Raw genomic sequence first — 23,621 nt, 5'->3', positions numbered from 1 at the left:
CGCCTGCGATGTCGTAGTCTTCTTCATGGTGTTGCTTTCCTTTCGGTTTGATCACCCCGAGCCTACGGCTCAGGGAAAGCAACGCCACCCTTCAGGCAAACTTCAACATCAACCGGGACATCCCCAACAGCAAGGCGGCTGATCCTGCCGCCGCAGTCATGCCGAGAGATTTTGGTGTCAGGGTCAATGAACGCTCCCATTGGCAGTCGATGGACCTGTTTCTCGCTTGTCAGGTTACGTAGACGGCGAAAGGCCTGTTATCATTCAGAGATTTGTAACGGTATGTATCCGTCTCGACCCTCAGCCGACTCTGATCCACGTTGCCATACCGTCGGCTTGGTGGCTCAACATGTGGCAATGCAGCATCCAGGATCCCGGATTGCCCAAGACGACGAGAATATCCCGCGTCTCGCCGATATCCAGATAGGTCGAGTCCCGGTATGGACCGGCTTTCCCCGCCGCATCGAGTTCCCAGAAATGGTGGCCATGCAGATGCATGACGTGTGGAAACCCGGTTTCGTTGCGGATCGAAATGCGCGCGGTCGTCCCCTGCGCGACGGATAGGAAAGGGGTTCGAGGCAGGCCCGATACGTCATTGAGCGCCCACGTCCCTGTGCCGTTGTGGGACGCGCTTCCCGCACCTCCCTGAAGCACCAGCTCCGCGGTTTGGCCGGGGTCTTGCGGGGCGGGCATTCGGTTGGCGGGCAACGCGGTGATGGGCGCTTTCGCAGGCTCACGAGAGCCGGAAACAGCGATTTCGCCAAGGCTCAACGTCCGCTCTCCAAAGCTGTCGTCAAATCTAATAGGCCCGGTCGCATCACCAATCACATCGCATCTTTGCCCCGGAGCTAGGAGGATGGGTTCGAGTGTCTGTGGCTGCGCCAGGGGCATACCATCCAGTGCAACGATCTTGCCTGCCAGACCGTCCAGCCCGACACGGTAAACCCTGTCGATAGAGGGATTTATCAGGCGCAAGCGCAGGCGGTCGCCTTGTCTCACATTCTTGCTGGTTCCATTGGAAACAAGCGCCGTGACCGTATTGCCGATACGGCCCTCGGTCGCGAAATGAGCCGGGTTGAACCCTTCGTCGTACTGTCCGGACTGATCCAACAAGACATCGAAGAACTGAACAACGATGTCATGGTCGACAGCCGGCGCATTTTGCTCCTCGACGATGAAGGCGCCGAAAAGACCGCGGCTGACCTGATCGTAAGACAGGTAATGCGAGTGATACCAATACGTGCCGGCATCCGGGACGCCGAATTGATAACGATACGAGTCGCCCGGAATGACCACATCCTGAGTGAGGACGTTGACACCATCCATCCGATTTGGAACCCGCAACCCATGCCAGTGAACGAGAGCGCCCTCCTCCAATCGGTTATCGAGGGTAATGCGGGCGGTTTGTCCTTGTCGCATTCTGACTTCTGGGCCCGGCAGACCACCGTTGAAGCCCAACATCGACACGTCGTACCCAGCAAGGTGCGCCTTGATCGATTGGGGCGCGAGGATCAACTCGTGTGTCGCTGCTGGCAAGCGGGTACCAGCCAGCGCAACGGTCATCCCGCCAAGGAAAGACCTCCGGCTCAAAGACAATTCCGTCACCTCATGAATGATAGACTGGCTTTCGCCAACTGCCGCACTTGTGCCATTTCCGGAAGAGGAACTTCAAGGCGACAGAACACTCCTCACGCCGTTGTCACTTTGGGATACAGGAAGACGCGGGCGCCGATTTCAACGCGTTCGTACAGATTCTTCACATGTTCATTCGTCAACCGCGCGCATCCATTCGACACGGCAGACCCAATTGTCTCCGGGGCGTTCGTTCCATGAATGCGAAGATAGGTATCGCGTCCCTCGGCATCGTAGAGATAGAGCGCGCGGGCCCCGAGGGGGTTGTTTGGCCCGCCTTTGAGCCCATCCTTGTATTTCGCGTATTTATTTGGCTCGCGCCGGATCATGGCGTTCGTCGGTCGCCACCGCGGCCATTTGGCCTTGCGCGCCACCGTGAACTCTCCGGGTTCGTACAAACCTTTGCGCCCTACCCCGACCCCGTAGCGGATGGCCATCCTGTCCTTGAGCATGAAATAGAGGAAAAAATCGTCAGGAACGACGTGGACATCCCCTTTCATCCAGTCATCGCGCCGGGTGTTAACCAATTGCGGTTCGAACCGATCGGGCAATTTGACACTGTGGGCCCAGGCAGTTGTCGGCAGCAAGCAACCCATCGCACCGGCACAAATCAATTCTCGTCTCGTGAAATTCTGCATGGCGCGATCTCCTCGGACCCATGAAAATTCAGTGCGCGTCAGGGGCAAAGAAAAGAAGCCGTGAACCGGGGCAAACGACGCGCCTTTGTTGCCTTGAAACTACGAAAATTCGTGCTTTTGGAACTCTCCAGCGCTGGAATGTTGTTGTTTTACAGAGAACTGCAAGGAGGTGACTGGAAATGCACTACTCACGATTCTTTATGATGATCGGAACATCGACCGTGGTCATGTTCGTTCTGATGTACCTGAACACCTATCTTTGGGGCCATATCTTCTTTTCGGAGACACGCCTTTACATGGCCATCCTGATGGGGGCGACCATGGCCGTGATCATGTTGGCGTACATGTTGTCCATGTATCAGAACACCAAAGCCAACATCGCGATTTTCGTTGGCGCAATAGTCCTTTTCGCGGCGAGCCTCTGGCTGGTTCGCGGGCAATTCACGGTGCAGGACAGGTCCTACATGCGCGCCATGATCCCGCACCACTCGATCGCCATCATGACGTCGACTCGTGCCGAGATCACCGACCCGCGCGTCCGGGGGCTCGCAGACGACATTATCTATGCGCAGGACAAGGAAATCGCCGAAATGCGCTACCTTATTGCTGACATTGGAGCAAACGGCGAAGCATCGGCCACGCGAAGCGAAACGCCGGCGCAGGTTGTGGATGCGCAACAGGCGCTTCAAACGGAGGTCGTGTCGAAGGTCGATCCTGAGTTTCTGACGGAAGACGAAATCGCTGCGGTGTTCCCGAATGGCGGAAATTGCCGCTTTGCTTACACCTCGGACAGTCCGGCTGTACTGGTGACTGGTGAAACCGGCGAAGGGTCTGCCGCCGCAATGAAGATCAGCGGTGATCTGGTGCGCCTGAATGCGCAGGGCGAAAATGCATTTTCTGAAGGCCCGCTGTCGGCCGAGATCGCAGAGACGAACGGTGACCTGACCGATCTGATCGTCAGCGCGGGAACCGACTACGAAGCCGGGTTCCGTGGTCAACTTACGTGCAGCGGATAAGGAGGAAAGGACATGCCCCGCGACACAGACAGTAAATCCGCGCAGCTTTATCGCATGGTCATGCCGGGCCATGTCTGCCCCTACGGTCTGAAATCGAAAGACCTGCTGGAGCGGCAAGGCTTCGAGGTGGAAGACCATCCGCTTGACACCCGTGAAGACACCGATGCTTTCATGGAGAAGCACGGGGTCGAGACGACGCCGCAGACTTTCATCGGGGACGAACGGATCGGCGGTTACGATGATCTCAGGGTGTTTTTCGACATTGACCCACCCGAGGAAGAGCAAAGCGACACGACCTACCAGCCGGTCATCGCGATCTTTTCCGTTGCCGCGCTGTTGGCATTGGGCCTGTCTTGGCACCAGTACGGGTCGGTCCTTACCTTGCGGGGGTTCGAATGGTTCATTTCGCTGTCCATGACCATTCTCGCGATCCAGAAATTGCAGGATGTCGAAGGGTTTTCGACGATGTTCCTCAACTACGATCTGCTGGCGCGCAAATGGGTGCGATACGGCAAGGTCTACCCGTTCGGCGAAGCGTTGGCAGCTGTCCTGATGACTGCCGGCGCGCTGCTGTGGCTCTCGGCGCCTGTCGCCCTGTTTATCGGCACGGTAGGCGCTGTCAGCGTGTTCAAGGCTGTTTATATCGACAAGAGAGAGCTGAAATGCGCCTGCGTCGGCGGTGACAGTTCCGTCCCGCTGGGGTTCATTTCGCTGACGGAAAACCTGATGATGATCTTCATGGGTATCTGGATGCCGGTCCGCGCGATCTGGTTCTGAGGTACAGCCCCTTCTTGCCTGTCACTTGGCCAACCGCTCCGGCGACAGATCCTCGATGATGGGGCAGTCGGGCCGGTGATCCCCGGCACATTTTTCCACCAGTTCGGCGAGCGTCGCGCGCATGGATTGCAGTTTCGCGATCTTTTCCTCGATCTGGCGCAGATGGTCTTCCGCAACCGCCTTCACTTGCATGCTTTCGCGGTTTTCATCCTCGTAGAGCGACAGGAGCGTCCTGCAATCTTCGATGGTGAACCCCAAGGCCCGTGCGCGACCCAGAAACGCCAGCTTGTGAACATGGTTCTCGGTGAACGCGCGATAGCCGTTCTCGCTACGGTTCGGGCGGATCAGACCGATGTCCTCGTAGTAGCGGATCGTCTTGGCGGGCACACCCGATTGTCGGGCAACGTCTCCGATGTTCATGTCGGACCTCCGTTATTCTGCTGGAGCAGGAGTGGCGGCTGCCATCTCTGCCGGGATTGCGCGCTGCTCGTCCATCGCAGGCGCGATGCGCCGCAGCCGCAGGGCATTGGTCAGGACAAACACCGAGGACAACGCCATCGCACCCGCCGCAAGGATTGGTGACAGGAGCAACCCAAAGGCCGGATAGAGCACCCCGGCAGCGACCGGAATAAGTGCCACGTTGTAGGCAAAGGCCCAGAACAGGTTCTGCCGGATGTTGCGCATGGTCCGCCGCGATACTTCGAAGGCGTTCACCACGCCGCGCAAATCGCCCGACATCAGGACGACATCCGCAGATTCGATGGCCACATCGGTGCCGGTTCCAATGGCGATGCCCACATCGGCATGCGCCAGCGCCGGGGCGTCGTTGATCCCGTCGCCGACAAAGGCGATGCGCTTGCCGCCCTCGCGCAAACTGTTGAGCGCCGCGACCTTGCCGTCTGGCAGAACGCCGGCGACGACATGGTCGATGCCGGTTTCGCGGGCGATGGCTTCGGCGGTTTCGCGTTTGTCCCCGGTGATCATCGCAACCGCAAGACCCTTTTCGTGCAGCGCTGCGATGGCTGCGCGGCTTGCCGGTTTGACCGGATCGGCGACGCCGATCACGGCGGCGATACGTCCATCTATGGCAGCGTAAAGCGCCGTCCGACCCTTGCTCGCGATCTTCGTTTCCTCTGGTGCCAATGCCGAGATGTCAATGCCTTCCCGCGTCATGTAGCGGTCGGCCCCAACCAACACCTCCGCGCCTTCGACCAAGGCGCGCACGCCGTAACCGGTGACCGACTGGAAACCTTCGGCCCCCACAAGCGGGGCGCCGTCGCCCCGGGCGGCGCGGACGATGGCGTCCGCGACAGGATGCTCGGAGAGCGACTCCACGGCGGCGATCTTCGAGAGCGTTGTTGAACGATCGAACCCTTCCGCCAGCACAAGGTCAGTCAGTGCGGGTCGCCCCTCGGTCACCGTGCCTGTCTTGTCGAGGGCGACCACATCAACGGAATCAAGTAGCTGCAAGGCGTCGCCCTTGCGGAACAGGACGCCCATTTCCGCAGCACGTCCCGTCCCGACCATGATCGAGGTCGGCGTCGCAAGCCCCATCGCGCAGGGGCACGCGATGATGAGCACCGACACACCGGCGACCAGCGCCATCGTCAGGGCCGGATCAGGCCCGAAAAACAGCCAGACCAGCACGGTCGCCGCCGCGATCGCCATCACGGCAGGCACGAACCACAAGGTGATCCGGTCGACCAATCCCTGGATCGGCAGTTTGGCGCCCTGGGCCTCTTCGACCATGCGAATAATCTGCGCCAGGGTCGTGTCGGCGCCGACCCGCGTGGCGAGGAACTGCAGGCTTCCGGCGCCGTTGACCGTCCCGCCGGTCACCGTATCTCCGGCACCTTTTTCAGCGGGGATCGGCTCGCCTGTCAGCATGCTTTCGTCGACGCGGCTGGTCCCCTCGATGACCTCGCCATCGACCGCGATGCGTTCACCAGGGCGCACGATGACGATGTCACCCTGAACCAGCGCATCGATCTCGATCTCGACGCTTTCTCCGTCCCGCATCACGCGTGCAGTCCGCGCCTGAAGCCCTAATAGCTTCTGGATGGCCGCGCCCGTTCTCCCCTTGGCGCGCGCTTCAAGAAACCGCCCCAGAAGGATCAGAACGACGATGACCGCTGCCGCCTCGAAATAGACGGTGCGCAGCGTGTCAGGCAGGACCGACGGTACGAATGTCGCAACCACGGAATAAAGGTAAGCCGCCCCGGTGCCGACCGCGACGAGGCTGTTCATGTCGGGGGCACCCCGGAACAAGGCCGGGAAACCCTTGGTGTAAAACGTCCGGCCCGGGCCGAAGAGAACGATTGTCGTGAGAACGAATTGAAGAAGCCAACTCGTCTGCTGACCAATCGTGGTCTCGATAAGCATATGAACGGCCGGAATGACGTGGCCACCCATCTCGATCAAAAAGACCGGCAAGGCGAGGATGGCTGCAAAGGTGACCCGTTTGGCAAGCGCCTGAGCCTCTTCCTCCTTGCGCGCAACCCTGTCGTCACCGGCTTGGGCCGTTGCCACGGTTGCTGGATACCCTGCCGCGCCGCTTGCATTTACCAGATCGGATGTCGTGACAAGACCTTCGACGTAAACCACCGTCGCCGTCTCGGAGGCGAGGTTGACGTTCACCTCGACCACTCCAGGCACCGCGGAAAGCGCCTTGTCGACCCGCCCGACGCAAGAGGCACAGGACATGGCTGCAATCGTGAGTTCGGCCTTGGCCGTCCGCGCGGGGTAGCCCAGCTCGCGAAGGGTTTCGATGATTTCCGGAACGCGTTTGAGCGCGTCCACGCTCATACGCGCGGTTTCGGATGCAAGATTCACCGACACATCCTCTACGCCGTCGATTGCATTCAATGCGCGGTCGACCCTGCCAACGCAGGACGCACATGACATGCCTTCGATCGGCAGGCTGATCTGTTTGGGTTCGGGCATATGTGTCACCTGTTTTTCCATTCGAAGTGGAATATGAGGCTTCCAGTTACTGGAGGGTCAATGGGAGGGCGCCAAATAAATTTCTTCACTTGACCTTCCAGCGGGGGGAAGCCCCATGTCACCGACAGAAATCAGATCAAGGAGTGGTTCCGATGAAGTTCAGCGTTCCGGACATGAGCTGTGGACATTGCACCGCAGCAATCGAAAGCGCGGTGAAGAGCGCAGATCCGAATGCAGGCGTAGAATGTGACCTTTCTGCCCGACATGTGCGTGTCGCCAGCGTGTTACCAGCCGATCAAGTCCTAGCGATCATTCGGGATGCGGGCTACAACGTGGAACCTGCGGCCGCTTGATGCAGTGCCTGGACCACCCAAGGGCGGTCCGGGCACAGAATTTCAGTCTTCGACTTTGCGGGCTTCCTCGACCAAGTCGACAAGCTGCGCCTTTTCGACGAAGCCCGGGACCAGCGCGTCACCGATCACGAAAGACGGCGTGCCGTTAAAGCCCAGAGCTTGGGTCAGTTGCATGGATGTCGCAATGTGCTCTTCGACCTCGGGGGCCTCCATGTCCTTGCGCAACTGTGCGATATCCAGGCCGATCTCCTCGGCAACGCGCAGCACGGAGGCCTCTTCCGCGCGGCCTTCCAGCCCCATCATCGCCCAGTGAAACTCTTCGTATTTGTCCTGCTTGCGCGCTGCCAAGGCCGCTTTCGCGGCGAACACCGATCCGTCTCCGAGAATGGGCCATTCACGATAGACGAGGCGAATGTTTGGATCGTCTTCGATCAAAGCCCGCACCTCGGGTTTGACCCGCCGACAATAAGGACAGTTGTAGTCGAAAAATTCCACAACGGTGACGTCCCCTTCCGCGTTGCCGAGAACCGGCGCATTCGGATCGTTCTCGATCAGATCGCGCTGGTCATTCAGAACTTGGGCCTGACTGAGCTCCTGCGCTTGCGCCTGCCTTTGTTCAAGGATGGCGACGGCCTCCATGACAATCTCCGGGTTCTCGCGGATTGCTTCCAGCACAAGTTCCTTGACCCGGGACTCTGACAGTTCGTCGGCGAGTGCCGGTAGCGGAAGCAAGGCAGCTATCGCGACCGTCGTGAAGGCTTGTCTGAAACGCATTTTAGTTCTCTCCCCGTTGTTCGTCGGCTTCTGTCCGCGCGGCCTGGACTTCGCGGATGCGATCTGGCCAGGTGGACCGGATGAAGGCCAGGATGTTGTGAATTCGCTGGTCGGTCAGCACGTCTGCGAAACCGGGCATGCCACTGTCGAATTCGACGCCCTGACGCGCCAGAAGCGTTGCACCCCCCAGTTTTGTGTAATCGAAGAGCAGGCTGTCAGGATGATGCCAGGTGTGACCCGTCTCATCATGCGGTGGTGCTGGCAGGCGCCCATCCGCGCCCGGCGTTCGCCATTCCGGCTGGCCTTCCAGATCCGCGCCATGACAAGACGCGCAGTTTTCTGCGTAGAGCAACGCGCCTTCTTCGATGTCGTAGCTCTCCGCCTTGGACGCGCTGCCGACATCCGAGGATGCACTGGTCGAGAGCCAATACGTGAAGGCGGCTGCTGCGACAGTGATCGGAACGGACCAAACGAGATACCTCATGTGACCCGTATCCAGGTTGTCATGCCGGACGCGGCGTGGCTGAGCATGTGGCAATGGAACAGCCACTTGCCGGGATTGTCTGCCGTAAAGGCGATCTCCCGGGACTCGTTGCCGGCCAACAGGATCGTGTCCCGCATCGGCCCGAACGCGCCGTCGGGGCGCAGCTCACGGAAATGCATCCCGTGCAGGTGCATCGCATGTGGGAACACGGTCTGGTTCTCGATCTTCAAGCGCACCGGCTCGTTCAGGGATAGATCGGCCAGTGGCGTGTCGGTCATATCGGCGACATCATTCAGGGCCCAGAATTTGCCCGCTTGGGCAAGCTGACGGAATCCAAGACGTTCCCCACCGAGCAACGCGGACTGCATCCGCCCCATTGCACCGCCGGACATGACCAGTCGCAAATCTCGCGCATCGGCAAGGTCCGGGGCGTTTGCTGCGGGGTTCGGCGGCAACGGCAGTGGCTTGCCTCTTGGTACTGAACTGGCTGTGCCGTCGATCGGAAAACTCACGAGCGGGGTCGGTTGATCGTCATCGCCGATGCGCAGCAAATGGGCCACGCCGCCTTCGTCTTCGGTCACATCGACAATTAAGTCGACGCGCTGTGCCGGGCCGAGGATCAACTCGCCGTCAATCTGCTGGGGTTGGCCGATTGGCATTCCATCGACGGCCACCCTCCAGCCACTCAACCCCGAGAGCGTCAGCGGGAAAATCCGCGCGCTTGCTGCGTTGATGATCCGCAAGCGAATGCGTTCGTTGCGCTTCGCGGACAAGGTCAGGTCATAGCGCCCATTGGTCGTGATAAAGTTGCCGATGCGTCCACCGTGGCTCATCATCATAGGCTGCTCGAAATTGTCGAAAAGCTGCCCGCTTTCGGGATCGAGCAACCAGTCCTCCAGAACGATGACTTCCTCGCGGTCGATGTCCGGTCCATTGGCCTCTTCGACGATCAAAGCACCGCGCAAACCACGCGCGACCTGCTCGTATGAGCGATTATGCGCGTGGTACCAATAGGTCCCGGCGTCCGGTACGACGAAGTCGTAGTCAAAGGTTTCACCAGGTGCCACGGGCTCTTGGGTCAGCCCTGAAACGCCATCCATCGCGTTATCGATCCGGATTCCGTGCCAGTGAACCGAACTGGGATCGGGTACCTCGTTGCGGAACCTGCGGCGCACCCGATCGCCTTGAGCGACCCGGATTTCCGGGGCCGGAACAAGGCCGTCATAGCCCCAGATCTCTGTTTCCGGGTAGGTGTCCGGAAGAAGCTGTTGACGTGCAACCTTGGCAACCACGTCCTCGAACGGGGTTGCGGCAAAAGCCGACCGCGGGATGGCCGCCGCGCAGGCCGCCAGTGTTGCATGGCGCAAGAAATCCCGACGTGTTTGTCTCATTTCGATCCTCGAGAAAGCGGGGGCTTGTTGCCCCCGCGTGGTGTTAGTTCGACGCGGGGTTCTCCGCCTCGACCGTGTCCTTGTTCAGCAGGAAAAGCGCCATCGCTTCGCGATCGGCAGGTGTCAGAAACCGAGTTCCCTCGCGAACCACTTCCGCCATGCTGCCGCCGAAAGCATCGCCCGAAGGGATGATGCCGGTCTGGAGCGCATAAGCGAGGTTTGAAACCGTCCAGTCATTTTTGGCCAGGTCTTTTGGCCGTATCGCGGGTGCCTTGCTGCCACCGGGAAGCTGGGCGTTGCCTGCAAAGGAAGCACCGATATCGCGACCTCCTGCAAGATTGCGCGGCGTATGGCAGGCTCCGCAATGTGCCGCACCGCGCACCAATTCCCGTCCGCGATTCCATGCGCCGCTTCGCCCTTCAACCGGTTCGGTATCCGGATCGTAGAAGAACGCCGCTCGCCAGAGCTTCAGCCCCCATCGTTGATCGAATGGGAAGCTGACATCGTTTTCTGGTGCAGGTTCGTCCACGGGCGGCACGGTTTGAAACGCCGCCCAGAGGTCAGCGATATCCTGGTCAGAAAAATCCGCATAGAACGTATATGGGAAAGATGGATAGTAGGGCGTTCCATCGGGGCCGATCCCCTGCCGCACGGCTTTTGCGAACTGTTCTGCCGTCCATTCGCCCATGCCATGTTCGGGGTCGGTCGTCAGGTTGGGCGGATAGAACGTTCCGAACGGGGTTTCGAGCGGCGCCCCTCCGGCAAGTGGTGCGCCGCCCGCTTCAAAATTGGTATGACAGGCAATGCACCCACTGGCGCGCGCCAAATATGCGCCCCGGTCGACATTGCCCTCTGTTGCAATCGGAGTCACTGCACTGCCGACAGGCCATGCAATCACCACGCCGAGGCCGGCCGCGCCCAGCACGGCGACCCCGGTGACGAGTTTCAAAAACCGGCGCATGGTTAGTCTTCTTCCGCCCGGAAGCGTTCATGGCATGCGGAACAGACCTGTGTCGTCATCGCGAATGCCGCGTCGGCGGGCATTTCGGCAATGGCGGCAGCATCCATCATGCCGCCGCTGCCCATCATCGTGCTCCCGCCCATCATGGTTGTATCGCTTCCCATCATGGATCCGCCGCCCATCATCGAGGCGCCATCCGTGGAGGTATTGCCGCCCATGCCGCCTAGCCCATTGTCGGCTGCGCGTTTCAGGCCTTCAGAGTATTCTTCCAGCTGATTTGCCAGTGCTGCGAAGCGGTCCCAATCGGTCCACACTTCGTCTTTGGCTTCCGAGGGCATGCCACCTGTGCCCTCTGGGAACAGCTTTGTCATGCTCTCACCGGCGTGCTGCTGGAACAGGCGCGCTGCATCGCCCACTATTTCTGCGTCATAGGCCGTTTCGCCCCGCATCATCGGGGCTACGGTTTTGACTGCCTTTCCCATGGCGGCCATGGCATCCATGCGTTCCTTTACGATGCCCGTGGCACCGCTATGCGCAAATGCCGCGACCGCGGTTCCTGCAATCAACACTGCCGCTGCGATAGTCGTCTTTTTCATGTCTTCGATCCTTTAATGGGTCTGCTCTAAGAGGGGTGTGAAATCAGACCCACTTCCGTGGGGGTGGAGGATCGCTGTCGGGGCGCAATTCGGTTCGTTGGGTCGCGCCGTCTTGCATGACGGCGTTCATAAAATGAGGCTCGTAAACCACCGTTTCTGGGAACAACAACGCTGCCGGAACAGAACAGTCGAGTCCCGGATGACAGTGACCAGAGGTCTCGCTCGTAGATGGCCCCACATTTTCATGACTGTGTGATTCTTGCGCCAAAGACGCTCTATCATGGAACGCTGGTGCCTCAGGGACACCGAGAACCACAAGGAACAGGCCAAAAACGATCGACAGGATCCATCTGTTCGTCTTCGACCAACGCATCAGTTGATCCCGTTGGCCCGCTGTAGTTCTCGGACATAGGCAGCCACCATCTTGACGTCTCCTTGGGTCAGCCCCTCGATCTTGGGCATATTACCGAATTTCCAGTGATGCGCACGCACGCCGTTCTGAGCGGCCAGAACAAAGGCCATATCGGAATGGTGGCCGGGTTCGTAAATCTTGTGCACCAAAGGCGGCGCAATATCGTTGCGTCCAGCAGCGTTTTCGCCGTGACACTCAGAACACTTGGTCTCGAATATGTTTTTGCCGATCGCTGCTTGCGGTGAGAGCTCGGAAGGCAGCTTGACCTGGACGATGGGGTCGCCTTGCGCGATCTCACTCGTGTCAGGTGGGGTCATCGAGTGGCCTACTGCTGTGTCCTGCGTACCAATGAACTGCCAAGCGGCAACGCCCCCGCCGATAACAAAAACGGCACCGATCAGCGCAGTCAGTTTGTCCATGCCTGTATCTTCCGCCTTGTCTCTTGGGTCAGATGAGTTTGACTTGAGTGCCGACGGGCACCCGCTCGTAAAGCTCTTCAACCTGTTCGTTGAACAAACCGATGCAGCCATTTGACGACCGACGGCCGATCTTTCGCGTGTCCTGTGTTCCGTGAATACGGTAGTATTGCCAGGACAGATACAATGCGCGGGTACCCAGAGGGTTGGCAGGATCGCCTCCCTCGACACGTGCCGGCCATTCTGGATTGCGTTCCCGCATGGAGGGCGTCGGCGCCCAGCTGGGGTTTTTGCGCTTTTCCACGACTTCGGTATAACCCCGTTTTGTGAGTTCATCGGTCAGAGGAACGGATGTCGGATAGATCCGCATTGAACCATCTGCTGTCCAATGCTGCAGAGCCCGTGTTTCCGTATCCGAGATAATGATACCCTTTCCAAGCGTATCGAAATGGTCTTGCCACTCGTGAACTCGGAAAGAAGAGATATTGCGGCGAATGACTTCGGCCCGAACCACGCTTGGGGCAGCCAAAGCAACCGCTGCCAAACCCAATAGGTGTCGTCGGTTAATCTTGTTATTCCGCAAAGACGTCATGACACACTCCTAGCCTCGGTTTTGTCACACGTCTTTTACGCGAGACCCGGCATCTGGCAACCTGACAAGGCCGCGAGAAGTGTATCCATTTGTATCCTTGACCTTGCCCCCCTGGAGGGTCGCAAATGGCGGCAGATAAGTAGCCAAGAGGGCGACATGGACCACCGGAACCATAAGAACAAGCCAACCGCAGACAGGCTCATGCATTACGGAATGATGGCGTGTTGCATTGTGATGCTCTTACCTGTCGCCGGTTTTTTTCTTGCTGGCGGCACACTCGCGGGTATGTGGAGCAATGCAGCCGCTTTTGCGCCACTGCTGCTTTGCGTCGGTGCGCATCTCGTGATGCACAAATTTATGGGAAAGTCGTGCCATTCGAACGAAGAGAAAGGCAGTATCGAAGAAACACCCGTGTCCGTGCCTTCTACGATTCCCGCGGTTGCACGCAACAGGCAATAATTTGCGCGGGAAAATGCGAGCAAGCGCATGGTTGCTGACGATTACAACGCTTGGCGGATGCGCCGCAAGTCTTGAAGACTGTCCCGAGCGGGAGGTCATCGTTTCCACCAAGCAGGCATTGATCATCCTCCCCGACGGGTGTCGGTTGATACCCTCGTCCTCTGCCGACGTAGCGCGTGTTGTTTGTTCTGATGGTCGACAAGGCTTTGCCGTCGGCGGTCTTTGAGACAAAGTTCCGGGTGCAGATTCAACCCGAGCCGGCTTTAAGGGAAGGAAGCGGATCCTTGGCGAAAACCCTGTCGACACTGCGCCGGTTTCTGATTTTGCCCGCACTGATCCTGGCGCTTTCCTCTGGCAGTGGCTCGGCTGAGACATCAGCCGCGTATCAAAGCTCTCCGCTGAAGGCGCATCTCATTAGCGCACAGGACGGGGTTCCCGAGAACACACTGACCCTGTCAGCCGGGCTTCATCTTCAACTGAACGAAAACTGGAAGACCTATTGGCGGTCGCCCGGAGAAGTGGGAATACCGCCTTCGGTCGAGTGGAGCGGTTCCGAAAACGTCGCAGATGTCGAATTCATGTGGCCCGCCCCGACGCGGTTCACCGCCTTCGGCATCGAGAACTTCGGCTACGCAGGTGAAGTCGTCTTTCCGCTGCGAGTGACGCTCGAAGAGCCCGGCGCACCCGTAACCCTTTCCGGGCAGGTCAAACTGCTCGTGTGCTCCGATGTCTGTGTCCCGGAAGAGTTTGACCTTTCACTTCGCCTGGGACGCGGCAACGGCGTCGACAGCACTTCGGCCGCGCTAATTGGCGCGTTTTCCGAGCGCGTTCCCGATGTTGCCGAAGCGAGTGGCGTCAGCGAGGCAAATGCCTTCATCGACGAAGACCTCACGGAGCTGATCGTCAGCCTTCGCGTCGATGAACCACTCCGGTCGCCGGATGTGTTTCCCGAACTGGGTATGGGTGTTGCGCTTGGCAGGCCCGATATCCGTTTAGGAGAACAGGGGCGATTGCTTTGGGCGCGCTTGCCGATCCTCTCGTCGAATACGGATGTGACGGCGGCGCCGTCGATTACCGTCACCGATGGCGAGAACCGGGCCTTCACCGTGATTGCGGATCGCGTGGCGCGAGGTACGGTACCGCCCTTCGAACTGGCCGCCACGACACCGGACATGATGGAACTGATCTGGATTGCCGCGATCGCGCTGCTGGGTGGATTGATCCTGAACGTGATGCCCTGCGTGCTGCCGGTGCTGTCCATCAAGGTGTCGTCTGTGCTCAAACACACCGATCACGACACAACCCGTGTCCGGTTCGGTTTCGTCGCTGCCGGCGCCGGCATCATGACGTTCATGTGGGGCCTGGCGCTCATCCTTTGGGCGCTCCAGACGGCAGGTCTCAGCGTCGGGTGGGGTCTGCAATTTCAAAGCCCGCTGTTTCTTGCGGTGATGATCGCTGTTCTGATCGTCTTTTCGGCAAATCTGTTCGGAGCGTTCGAGTTCGCCCTTCCACAAGGCATGCAGACGCGGCTTGCAGGGGCGGGAGGACGCAACGGGTATTCCGCCGACTATTTCACCGGCATGTTCGGTGCCGTCATGGCGACGCCTTGCTCGGCACCGTTCCTCGGCACCGCAGTTGCATTTGCCCTCGCCGGGCGTGGCGTGGACATTCTCATCGTCTTTACGAGCCTCGGCCTCGGCCTCGCCTTGCCCTATCTCGTCATCGCCGCGTTCCCGCGCCTAATCGCGTTCATACCCAAGCCTGGTCGATGGATGCTGATCGTCAAAAGTGTCATGGGGATCTTGCTGCTTGGGACCGCCGTGTGGCTGTTCTGGGTGCTCGACGGTGTCGCCGGGCTGGCCTCCGTCATCGCGGTCGCGACGTTGTCCGGACTCGCCGTTCTGATGTTGTCCCTCCCGAATGTGCAGTCCCAATTCAGATGGTCCATTGCCACGGCCAGCCTTGTCCTGGCTTTTGCCGCAGGTCCTCTCCTGCAGCAATCAGCGCCGGCGCGAGCCAAGCCACAGTCCGCGTTGGCTTGGGTCGCATTCGACCGATCAGGAATAGCGAAACGTGTGTCCGCAGGAGAGGTCGTTTTTGTCGACGTGACAGCGGACTGGTGCCTGACCTGCAAAGCAAACAAGACACTTGTCATCGACCGTGACCCGGTCCGCAGTGCACTGGAAGCGCGGGGCGTCACACCAATGCAGGCAGATTGGACACGCCCGGACCCGCGGATTGCCCGCTACCTTGAAAGCTTCGGCAGATATGGCATCCCCTTCAATGCCGTCTACGGACCGTCGGCACCAGACGGCATCGTGCTGTCCGAATTGCTGACGGCCGAGGACGTAATGGACGCCTTGGCGCAGGCTGGCGCCCGGGAAGTTTCCGCAAACGCGGCCGGACAGGAGTAACCTGCCCGGCCAAGGCTTGAGACATCAGTCAGCCACCGAGTTGCTCAAGCGCGTCGCGGACCACCGCACGGCGGGGGTCGTCGGCGGGCTGCCGCTCAAGCAGCGCTTCTGCCTTGCGGTAGGCCGCGATGGCGCGGTCCTGCTCCTGAAGGACGGTATAGGCGTTGGCCAGCCGCATCCAGCCATCCAGATCCTCCGGTTCATCCTCCAGACGCTCGGCCAGCCGCGAGACCATGGACCGGATGAACTCCGCTCGGTCCGCATCGCTCATCTCAGATGCCGCGGCGATATCTGCGGCGCTCGGGCCGGGTTGTGTCGTCGAAGCGCGCGGGAAATCGACGGGCGGAAGATCGGCGGCAGCCGCGATCCGATTTATCTGCGTTGCGTAGGTTTCCATCCAGGGAACGAAAGACTCTTCCTGGTTCAACCTTGAAACAAGCAGATCGTAGGCCTTTTGCGTCTCTTCTCTCTGCAGGTAGTAAAGAGAGTTGAAGTAAGTTGCCGCGGGATTGGACCGGTCAAGTTCCAGAGCACGATCAATGGCCGACTTTGCCCTTGGAATGACATTGCCGTCATTGGCGACCACGACGGCCTCTGCCAGCATGGAGAACGTCGCGGAGGTGGCGTCATCGCGGTCGGCGACGACTTGGAAGGCCTCAACAGCATCGGCGGCACGTCCCATTCGCTGATAGGTCTGCCCCAACAGCATCCAACCTTCGCTCGGGCCGCCGCCAGGATCGGTTTCGAGCCTGTCGCGCAGCCGCATTGCGAGCGCCGTTACTTCCTCGGTCTGCGCGCGCTCCGCGGAGCGGGCCGCGAAGGCCAGTGAAGGAACCTCAGGCGATCCCATCGTCAGGTAGTAGCCCGCTGCAACAACCGGCGCGAGGACCGCCGCGACAACGAGAGTGACCCCGCCGCCATTTCGGGACGGTCCGGATCTTCCTTGCGAATTGCGTGTCGTGGCGAGGATACGTTTCTTGATCTCGAGTCTGGCTGCTTGAGCTTCCTGTTCCGAAATCAAGCCGCGGTCCATGTCTCGTTCGATTTCCTGCATCTGATCGGCAAGGATTGCTGGCACCGCATCACCTCTGGTGAGGGTTTTCGACCTGGACGACAGAAGCGGGTAAAGCAAAATGCCGACCGCGACCAATGTCAGAAGAACGAAAAAACCCCAGATCATGATGCATCCCCCGCGTCGTTTCGTCTGAGAACTTCGGAAACGGTGTTTTCATCCTCCTCTCCCAAATCTTCAAACGCCACTTGTTTTCGGCGACTTAAGAGCACTCCGCCACCCACAAAAACCCCGATCAGAACGAAGGCGATCGGCGCGAACCAGAGCGCGTAGGTCGAAGGCTCCAACGGCGGTTTGAGCAGCACGTAATCCCCGTACCGCGCCCGGATGAATTCGATGACCTCGGTGTCACTGTCTCCGGCGACCAGGCGCTCGCGAACAAGCAGACGCAAGTCCCGGGCCACACCGGCGTTCGAGCTGTCGATGTCCTGATTTTGACAGACGACGCATCGCAGATCCTTGGAAATCTCCCGCGCACGCTGTTCCAATACCGGGTCGGTCAGCATTTCGTCCGGTTCCACCGCATTGGCGGCAAAGGGAAGGAGCCCGATGCAAAACGCGAAAATCAACTGTTTCATGATGCTGCTCCATTCGGCAGTGCGCCTGCCTGCTTCAGGGCTTCGGTGAAACGTTCGACGGCGTCCGGACCCACGACCGGCCCGACATAGCGAAACAGAACGGTGCCGTCGCCATCGACGATGAAGGTTTCCGGCACGCCCGACAGGCCCCATTCAATCCCTGTCCGGCCTGACAGGTCGGAACCGATCCGCTCATACGGATTGCCCAGGTCCATTAGCCATTTCACGGCATCCTCCGGTTTGTCCTTGTAGTTGATGCCGAACAATCGGATGCCGTCACGTTCGACAAATCTTGTCAGAACAGCATGTTCGGCACGACAGGGTACGCACCACGACGCAAAGACATTGACCACGACCGGTCGTTCGTTGTCGACAAGATCGCTTCGGGCCAGGCCGGGTGTCTCCAACCCCGGTACGGGATCGAGGTCGAACGCCGGGGCCGGTTGCGAGATCAGGACGGAAGGGATCTCGTTGGGATCCCGGTCGGGATTGAGCCCCCAAAGAAAAAACCCCCCGAATATGACCGCCGCAATAAACGGCAGCCCGGCAATGAGACGCTGCATCTTAATTCCTATTCGGCAGGGACGGCATCGCCGGGTTTCTGCTTGGCGCGGCGCGGCGCCCCGACCCTCAGACGGCGATCCGACAGGGACAGACCGCCGCCAATCACCAGCAGGACCGAACCGATCCAGATCAGGTTGACGAGCGGTTCATAGAGGATCCGAAGGGTCCATGCTCCGGCGTTGTTCACTTGATCGGAGGCTGGCGTTGCAATCGACGTATAAAGATCGCCCGCCAAAGTGGATCGGATGGCCGATTCCGTTGTCTGACTTTCCGCGACCGGGTAATATCGGCGTTCCGGGAAAAGTGTCGTGACCAATTCGCCATCCCGACGGACCACAAGGGTGCCGCGATCCGCGATGTAGTTCGGCCCTTGAACCTGTGCGGCCCCTTCGAAGGTGATGTCGAACCCGGCGATCGTAACCTCTGTCCCCGGCGCGGCAAAGACGATCTCCTCGCTCTTCCACGCGCTCGAGCCGATCATCCCCATCATCAAAACGGCGACGCCTGCATGGGCAAGCGTCATGCCGTGTGACGCGCGTGGCAGGTTTCTCGCGCGTCTCACGCTCTCTGCAAGGGGAACCTCGAACAGACGGATGCGTAGCGCCCATTCCCGTAGGGTCGCAAAAAGCAGCCACGCTGCGCCGAGGATGGCAAGATAGGCCATGATCGGCCCACCGTTCAGAAGATACCATGCGGCCACGGCTGCAATGACCGCCAGCACGGCCACGAACCGGATGCGATCGAGCAAACCGGCGATGTCAGCCCGCTTCCACGACAGGAATGGACCAAGACCCATGAACACGACCAGCGCCAACATCATCGGAATGAAGGCCGCATTGAAGAAAGGTGGACCTACCGAGATCTTGTCCCCGGTGACAGCCTCGAGGATCAACGGATAAAGTGTCCCGAACAGGACCGTTCCCGTAGCGGCGGCGAGAATGAGGTTGTTCACGAGCAGCCCGGCCTCGCGGCTGATCGGACGAAACAGACCACCCGGCTCCATTTCGGGCGCCCGCCAGGCGTAGAGCGCCAGCGACCCACCGATGGACACGGCCAGCAGACCCAGAATGTAAAGCCCGCGCTCTGGATCGACGGCGAAGGCATGCACGGATGTAAGCAGGCCTGACCGGACGATGAACGTCCCGAGCAGCGAAAGCGAGAAAGTCAGGATGGCAAGTAGGATGGTCCAGCTTTTGAACGCGTCGCGCTTTTCGGTGACGATGGCGGAATGCAGCAGCGCCGTGCCCAGAAGCCAGGGCATGAAGCTCACGTTCTCGACCGGGTCCCAGAACCACCAGCCGCCCCAGCCCAGTTCATAATAGGCCCACCACGATCCAAGAGCGATACCTGCCGTAAGGCTGACCCACGCGGCCAATGTCCACGGGCGGACCCATCTGGCCCAGGCCGGATCGACGCGCCCTTCCAGAAGAGCCGCAACGGCAAAGGAAAACACGATGGAGAAGCCGACATACCCGAAATACAAGAGCGGCGGGTGCATGGCGAGACCCATGTCCTGAAGCAACGGGTTGAGGTCATTGCCGTCGAGCGGCGGCGGAAACACCCGCTCGAAGGGGTTCGACGTCAGCAGCAGGAAGGACAGGAAGCCGACGCTGATCCACGCCTGCACCGACAAGGTGCGCGCCTTGGTCTCGGCGGGGATGTTCGATCCGAACCAGGCGACGCCCGCGCCGAACACCGCGAGTATCAGGATCCAGAGCAGCAGCGAACCCTCATGGCTGCCCCAGGTCCCGGCCACCTTGTAGAGCATTGGCTTGAGCGAATGGGAGTTCTCGACGACGTTCCTGACGGTAAAATCGCTGACGATGAAAGCCTGCATCAGCGCTGCGAAGGCGATGGCCACAAACAGCACTTGTCCTATTGCCGTCGCCTGGGCGGATTTCATCCAGACGGCGTTTCCACGCGACGCACCTGCAATCGGCAGAACGCTTTGAACAAGCGCAAGCGCAAGCGCGAGGGCCAGTGCGAAGTGACCAATTTCCGGGACCATGGCGTTCTTTCCTATCCAGTGTCGGTGGGCGTCGCGTCGGACGGCTTTGGCGTCCGCGGCGGGGTCTATTCGTCGAGCGTTGCTTTGCGGCGACGGAACTCTTCTTCGTCGATTTCCCCATTCGCAAAGCGGCGCCGGAGCGCTTCCTGCGCGTCCGAGTCCGGGGGACGGGTGCCATTGTCCCGCAGCCTGAGCACCAGAAACACGATCAATGCGATCACGGCGCCCCAGAAGGCGAGCATCATGAAGCCGCCCATAAAGCCATAGCCTCCGCCCCACATGTGACCTGTCCAGGAGCCTGGACCATCAGCTCGCGCCATGCTGGCGGGCAAGCTGGCCAGCAACGTTGGAATGAGCGTTTTCAGTTTCATCTGTTTCTCCTTCGATTAGTTCGCTTTCATCCAGTGGGATGGTGACAACAGCGCGCAAACCCGCGCTGTTATGGTTGACCAGCTGGATATCGCCGCCATGGGATTGGACGATTGTCCTCGCGATCGAGAGCCCAAGCCCATAACCGCCCGTTTCCAGAGACCTCGATTGCTCGAGGCGATAGAAGGGATCGAAGACCTTTTCCAACTGGTCGACGGGAATGCCGGGCCCATTGTCATCGATGTTGAGTACGAGGTTCGAACCGTGGGTCGCCCAGCTGACTTTTGCGGCACCACCGTAGCGAACGGCGTTCTCAAGCAGGTTCCTCAGCGCCCTTCGGAACGCGTTGGGTCGAAGCCGCACGGCAACATCATCACTCGGGGCAAAGGTGCAGTGTGCCGCCATATCGCTGCACAAGCTGTCCAGAAAATTGCGCAGATCGACCACTTCGGCACCTTCGGATCCGGTAAGGCCCCGTGCAAAGGTGAGCGTCGCTTCGACCATGCTCTGCATCTCTTCGACCGATGCGATGAGGCTGTCCCGCGTCTCTTCTTCGTCAACCAGCTCCGCGCGGACACGCATAGCAGTCAACGGCGAGCGCAAATCGTGACCAAGCGCTGCGAGCATCCGTGTCCGATCGCTGACAAACCGGGTCAGCCGTCGTTGCATGCGGTTGAAGGCGACGGTCAGATCCTTGACCTCGGTCGGCCCCGCGACGGTCAATTCACCCACATCCTCGCCCCGGCCAAGATGGTCCGCGGCCTTGGAGAGGTGCCGCAAAGGACGCGTCAGGCGCGTCATGACAAACCAGAAGATCGCCACCAGGAGCAGTCCGGCGGAAATTCCAAAGGTCAGCATCGAATAGAAAGGCCGTTGGATTGGCGGACGCTCGAACCGCGTTCCGACATTCAGCCAACGCGCTCCCTTGATGGCGATCGACAGGTTCATCTCAACCGCCGTCAACTCTCCGCGCATCATCGCGAGATGCATTTCCGTCATCTCGTCCGAGAGATTGGGAAGGGGCCGCAACGCGCCCTCGACCTCGTGCAGTTCAACGCGAATATCCCGGCTGTAGCTATCGCCCAGAAGCGCGCGTATGCGTCCTTCCACGATGCCGCCATCCGAATGACCGGTGTGTTCCACGCTCGGAACGTCCGACAGATCAAACCGGATCAATGGCGAATTCGCCGCGCGGAGGATCGAGTCCTGCAACTCCGGCGGGGCCTCCTCGATCAACCGCGCGACATTTGCTGCGCGACCGGCGGCCTCGAACCCCAATGCGGCACGAATCGCAAGGGTGCGCTCGTCAGCGAACAGGAACAGGCTGATCGCCTGGGCCACGACAAGTGCCGCGACCACAAGCAGGATCAACTGGCCGCTCAGAGACCTCATCGCACGGCGCATCACGGCGCATCCTCGACATCGGCAGCCAGACAGTATCCGCCGTTCCGCACCGTTTTGATGACACTGGGCCTAAGTACATCCGGCTCGATTTTGCGGCGGAGACGGCTGATCTGATTGTCGATGGTTCGATCCATCGGGCCTGCCGTCCGCCCAGCGGTCAGGTCAAGCAACTGGTCACGGCTGAGCACCATCCTCGCGCGTTCCAGCAGGACCGCCAGCAATTTGAACTCGGAGGTCGTCAATGGGGTCTCGGTGGTGGACTCGTCAATCAGCACCTGCCGGTCGGTATCCAGTATCCAGTGCGCAAAAGAGACTTTCCTCCCAGCGAGGCTTCCGGCCACAGGTTCGTCGCGGTTGCTTCTCCGAAGAACCGACTTGATGCGGGCGAGCAGTTCTCGTGGATTGAACGGCTTGGCGAGATAATCGTCCGCACCGATTTCCAGACCCACGATCCGATCCGTTTCCTCACCAAGCGCCGTCAGCATGATGATCGGAAGATCACCCTCTGGCGCAAGTCTGCGGCAAACCGACAAACCGTCCTCGCCCGGCATCATGACATCGAGCACGAGGAGGTCGAAGTGACCGGTGGCCAGCTTGGCATCCATCTCCACGGCATCCCTGGCGACGGTCGTGCGCATTCCGTTCTTCTCCAGGAAGCGCGCGACGCTTTCGCGTATCTGAGCGTGGTCGTCCACGATAAGGATATGAGGTGGCGGTCCCATGGCGTCCTTCCTAGATCATCGTTGCATTCTGTTTCATGGGCAGAATTGTAGCCGTTTGTATCAGGTCAGTCCCTTGCTACAGATGGATACAAATCTGTGCCTGCACCGTGTCGTGCTCCCGGGTAGCGTCGCGCGTATGTTATGTGACCTTTGGGATCGCAACCGATCAAAGGATGAGGTTTTCGAATATGGCTCTTGATTTGAACCGGCGCCGTTTCGTTCTGGGTGCTCATATGACGGTGCTGACCGTCGCGGCGTCACCGCTGTTGGCGCAGAGCCGATCTGTCTGGTCGGCAGAGAATGCCTTTGACGCGCTTCTATCGGATACGGCGCGGATCATCGATGTCAGAACGCACAAAGAGTGGCAAGAAACCGGCGTAGGTGCTGGTGTATGGCCGATAAGCATGCACGCGTCCGGTTTTCCGGACCGATTGTTCAGGGCCAAGGAACTGAGCGGTGATCGCACTGTTGGACTGATCTGCGCCACTGGCGGACGCTCCGCATCGCTGCTTCGAGCGTTGAGACAAGCTGGTTATTCGGGCTACGCCGATATCTCGGAAGGGATGTTGGGATCAGGCGAAGGGCCTGGCTGGATCGCATCGAACTTGCCGACCGTTCCGGTGGATGTCGCCCTGAACGGGTTGCCCCCCGCGTTGGCCTGACCAGTGAAGAATCAATTGGTCCCGTTGTGCTAAAAGCCTGATGTATGGTCAAATTGACCTGTTTGAACAGGAAGACGGGTTTGGGTGTATGACCGAGTTGATGGCTATGTTTGTCGGAATATGCGCGGCGATCGTGATGGGAATTGTCCATCATTATGCGTTGTCGGGCATTCTGAAGTTTTCCCCGCAGCGGTCGGATGGCTCCGGCTTTCGGATCATCCTGACGTTTTCCGCGTTGCTGTTGCTGCACGTATTGGAACTTGTGACGCTCGCCGTGTTCAACACGATGGTGGTGGCAAGCGTTCTGCCGCAATCGTTCAGCAACAGCCCGCCGATGTTTCAGGATGTTCTCTATGTTACGGGCATCTCGTTCTCGACCCTTGG

Annotated in this window: 25 protein-coding genes; 7 read left to right on the top strand and 18 right to left on the bottom strand. The window is 59.7% G+C overall.

Annotation, left to right across the window (positions count from 1 at the left end; all coding sequences use genetic code 11):
* Positions 1 to 300 precede the first annotated feature (300 nt).
* Positions 301 to 1,563 carry a multicopper oxidase family protein gene (locus AAFO90_RS20260; protein ID WP_121068488.1) on the bottom strand — a complete coding sequence of 421 codons (1,263 nt, stop codon included), beginning with the start codon at positions 1,561 to 1,563 and terminating at the stop codon, positions 301 to 303.
* A gap of 125 nt (positions 1,564 to 1,688) precedes the next feature.
* Positions 1,689 to 2,270: a L,D-transpeptidase gene (locus AAFO90_RS20255; RefSeq protein ID WP_347510544.1), complete on the bottom strand. Its 582-nt coding sequence runs from the start codon at positions 2,268 to 2,270 to the stop codon at positions 1,689 to 1,691.
* A 296-nt stretch (positions 2,271 to 2,566) separates the two neighbouring features.
* Between AAFO90_RS20255 and AAFO90_RS20250 the strand changes: the two genes are divergently transcribed.
* Both AAFO90_RS20250 and AAFO90_RS20245 read left to right on the top strand, forming a co-directional pair.
* A complete protein-coding gene (locus AAFO90_RS20250) occupies positions 2,567 to 3,286 on the top strand; it encodes a DUF305 domain-containing protein (protein WP_338142629.1) in 720 nt (239 codons plus the stop codon).
* Positions 3,287 to 3,298: 12 nt separating this feature from the next.
* Positions 3,299 to 4,063, top strand: a complete 765-nt coding sequence (locus AAFO90_RS20245; RefSeq protein ID WP_347510543.1) for a glutaredoxin — start codon at positions 3,299 to 3,301, stop codon at positions 4,061 to 4,063.
* Positions 4,064 to 4,084: 21 nt separating this feature from the next.
* On the opposite strand, the gene cueR is transcribed toward AAFO90_RS20245, so the two are convergent.
* Together cueR and AAFO90_RS20235 are read right to left on the bottom strand one after the other, a co-directional pair.
* A complete protein-coding gene (gene cueR, locus AAFO90_RS20240) occupies positions 4,085 to 4,483 on the bottom strand; it encodes a Cu(I)-responsive transcriptional regulator (RefSeq protein WP_038008399.1) in 399 nt (132 codons plus the stop codon).
* A 12-nt stretch (positions 4,484 to 4,495) separates the two neighbouring features.
* A complete protein-coding gene (locus AAFO90_RS20235) occupies positions 4,496 to 7,006 on the bottom strand; it encodes a heavy metal translocating P-type ATPase (RefSeq protein WP_058239123.1) in 2,511 nt (836 codons plus the stop codon).
* Between the two features lie 152 nt (positions 7,007 to 7,158).
* Here AAFO90_RS20235 and AAFO90_RS20230 point away from each other — a divergent pair, with 152 nt between their 5' ends.
* The gene (locus tag AAFO90_RS20230; RefSeq protein WP_058239067.1) at positions 7,159 to 7,359 is read left to right on the top strand and encodes a heavy-metal-associated domain-containing protein; all 201 of its coding nucleotides are present in this window, start codon (positions 7,159 to 7,161) and stop codon (positions 7,357 to 7,359) included.
* A 42-nt stretch (positions 7,360 to 7,401) separates the two neighbouring features.
* Here AAFO90_RS20230 and AAFO90_RS20225 read toward each other — a convergent pair whose 3' ends face one another.
* The 7 genes from AAFO90_RS20225 to AAFO90_RS20195 all read right to left on the bottom strand — a co-directional run bounded on the left by AAFO90_RS20225 (position 7,402) and on the right by AAFO90_RS20195 (position 12,985).
* Positions 7,402 to 8,133, bottom strand: coding sequence for a DsbA family protein (locus AAFO90_RS20225; protein WP_040182558.1), 732 nt, complete (start codon positions 8,131 to 8,133; stop codon positions 7,402 to 7,404).
* Position 8,134: 1 nt separating this feature from the next.
* Positions 8,135 to 8,617 carry a cytochrome c gene (locus AAFO90_RS20220; RefSeq protein ID WP_058239068.1) on the bottom strand — a complete coding sequence of 161 codons (483 nt, stop codon included), beginning with the start codon at positions 8,615 to 8,617 and terminating at the stop codon, positions 8,135 to 8,137.
* A complete protein-coding gene (locus AAFO90_RS20215) occupies positions 8,614 to 10,008 on the bottom strand; it encodes a multicopper oxidase family protein (protein ID WP_058239069.1) in 1,395 nt (464 codons plus the stop codon). Before AAFO90_RS20215 ends, AAFO90_RS20220 begins: the two co-directional genes overlap by 4 nt.
* A 43-nt stretch (positions 10,009 to 10,051) precedes the next feature.
* Positions 10,052 to 10,969: a cytochrome c gene (locus AAFO90_RS20210; protein ID WP_040182554.1), complete on the bottom strand. Its 918-nt coding sequence runs from the start codon at positions 10,967 to 10,969 to the stop codon at positions 10,052 to 10,054.
* Positions 10,970 to 10,971: 2 nt separating this feature from the next.
* Positions 10,972 to 11,565 carry a cytochrome c gene (locus tag AAFO90_RS20205; RefSeq protein WP_040182553.1) on the bottom strand — a complete coding sequence of 198 codons (594 nt, stop codon included), beginning with the start codon at positions 11,563 to 11,565 and terminating at the stop codon, positions 10,972 to 10,974.
* 372 nt (positions 11,566 to 11,937) lie between these two features.
* A complete protein-coding gene (locus AAFO90_RS20200; RefSeq protein ID WP_096708184.1) occupies positions 11,938 to 12,396 on the bottom strand; it encodes a cytochrome c in 459 nt (152 codons plus the stop codon).
* A 28-nt stretch (positions 12,397 to 12,424) separates the two neighbouring features.
* On the bottom strand, positions 12,425 to 12,985 hold the full coding sequence (locus tag AAFO90_RS20195) for a L,D-transpeptidase family protein (protein WP_347510542.1): 561 nt from the start codon (positions 12,983 to 12,985) through the stop codon (positions 12,425 to 12,427).
* A gap of 156 nt (positions 12,986 to 13,141) precedes the next feature.
* Between AAFO90_RS20195 and AAFO90_RS20190 the strand changes: the two genes are divergently transcribed.
* Together AAFO90_RS20190 and AAFO90_RS20185 are read left to right on the top strand one after the other, a co-directional pair.
* Positions 13,142 to 13,444: a DUF2933 domain-containing protein gene (locus AAFO90_RS20190; RefSeq protein ID WP_096708192.1), complete on the top strand. Its 303-nt coding sequence runs from the start codon at positions 13,142 to 13,144 to the stop codon at positions 13,442 to 13,444.
* A 284-nt stretch (positions 13,445 to 13,728) separates the two neighbouring features.
* A complete protein-coding gene (locus AAFO90_RS20185) occupies positions 13,729 to 15,858 on the top strand; it encodes a protein-disulfide reductase DsbD domain-containing protein (protein ID WP_347510541.1) in 2,130 nt (709 codons plus the stop codon).
* 28 nt (positions 15,859 to 15,886) lie between these two features.
* Here the strand turns inward: AAFO90_RS20185 and ccmI are convergent, their stop codons facing one another.
* The 7 genes from ccmI to AAFO90_RS20150 all read right to left on the bottom strand — a co-directional run bounded on the left by ccmI (position 15,887) and on the right by AAFO90_RS20150 (position 22,575).
* Entirely contained in the window at positions 15,887 to 17,038 is a 1,152-nt protein-coding gene (gene ccmI / locus AAFO90_RS20180; RefSeq protein WP_347510540.1) for a c-type cytochrome biogenesis protein CcmI, read from the bottom strand.
* Positions 17,035 to 17,508, bottom strand: coding sequence for a cytochrome c-type biogenesis protein (locus AAFO90_RS20175; RefSeq protein ID WP_347510539.1), 474 nt, complete (start codon positions 17,506 to 17,508; stop codon positions 17,035 to 17,037). The genes ccmI and AAFO90_RS20175 overlap by 4 nt, the downstream gene beginning before the upstream one ends.
* Positions 17,505 to 18,071 (bottom strand): DsbE family thiol:disulfide interchange protein, encoded by a 567-nt coding sequence (locus AAFO90_RS20170; RefSeq protein WP_289040835.1) that lies wholly within the window; start codon positions 18,069 to 18,071, stop codon positions 17,505 to 17,507. Before AAFO90_RS20170 ends, AAFO90_RS20175 begins: the two co-directional genes overlap by 4 nt.
* Positions 18,072 to 18,079: 8 nt before the next feature.
* Positions 18,080 to 20,080, bottom strand: coding sequence for a heme lyase CcmF/NrfE family subunit (locus tag AAFO90_RS20165; RefSeq protein WP_347510538.1), 2,001 nt, complete (start codon positions 20,078 to 20,080; stop codon positions 18,080 to 18,082).
* Between the two features lie 65 nt (positions 20,081 to 20,145).
* A complete protein-coding gene (locus AAFO90_RS20160) occupies positions 20,146 to 20,451 on the bottom strand; it encodes an SHOCT domain-containing protein (protein WP_239367986.1) in 306 nt (101 codons plus the stop codon).
* Positions 20,387 to 21,853, bottom strand: coding sequence for an ATP-binding protein (locus AAFO90_RS20155; RefSeq protein ID WP_347510537.1), 1,467 nt, complete (start codon positions 21,851 to 21,853; stop codon positions 20,387 to 20,389). The genes AAFO90_RS20160 and AAFO90_RS20155 overlap by 65 nt, the downstream gene beginning before the upstream one ends.
* Complete coding sequence (locus tag AAFO90_RS20150) at positions 21,853 to 22,575, bottom strand: response regulator (protein WP_007803380.1); 723 nt, start codon at positions 22,573 to 22,575, stop codon at positions 21,853 to 21,855. Before AAFO90_RS20150 ends, AAFO90_RS20155 begins: the two co-directional genes overlap by 1 nt.
* Before the next feature lie 188 nt (positions 22,576 to 22,763).
* Here AAFO90_RS20150 and AAFO90_RS20145 point away from each other — a divergent pair, with 188 nt between their 5' ends.
* Positions 22,764 to 23,237 (top strand): rhodanese-like domain-containing protein, encoded by a 474-nt coding sequence (locus AAFO90_RS20145; RefSeq protein WP_008327269.1) that lies wholly within the window; start codon positions 22,764 to 22,766, stop codon positions 23,235 to 23,237.
* Positions 23,238 to 23,325: 88 nt separating this feature from the next.
* On the top strand, positions 23,326 to 23,621 hold a 296-nt coding region (locus AAFO90_RS20140; RefSeq protein WP_347510536.1), incomplete at its 3' end, for a metal transporter.

Source organism: Phaeobacter sp. CAU 1743 (assembly GCF_039839315.1).
GTDB lineage: Bacteria > Pseudomonadota > Alphaproteobacteria > Rhodobacterales > Rhodobacteraceae > Phycobacter > Phycobacter gallaeciensis_A.
The sequence above is the reverse complement of the archived record's forward strand: the minus strand, read 5'-3'. Positions and strand labels throughout refer to the sequence as shown.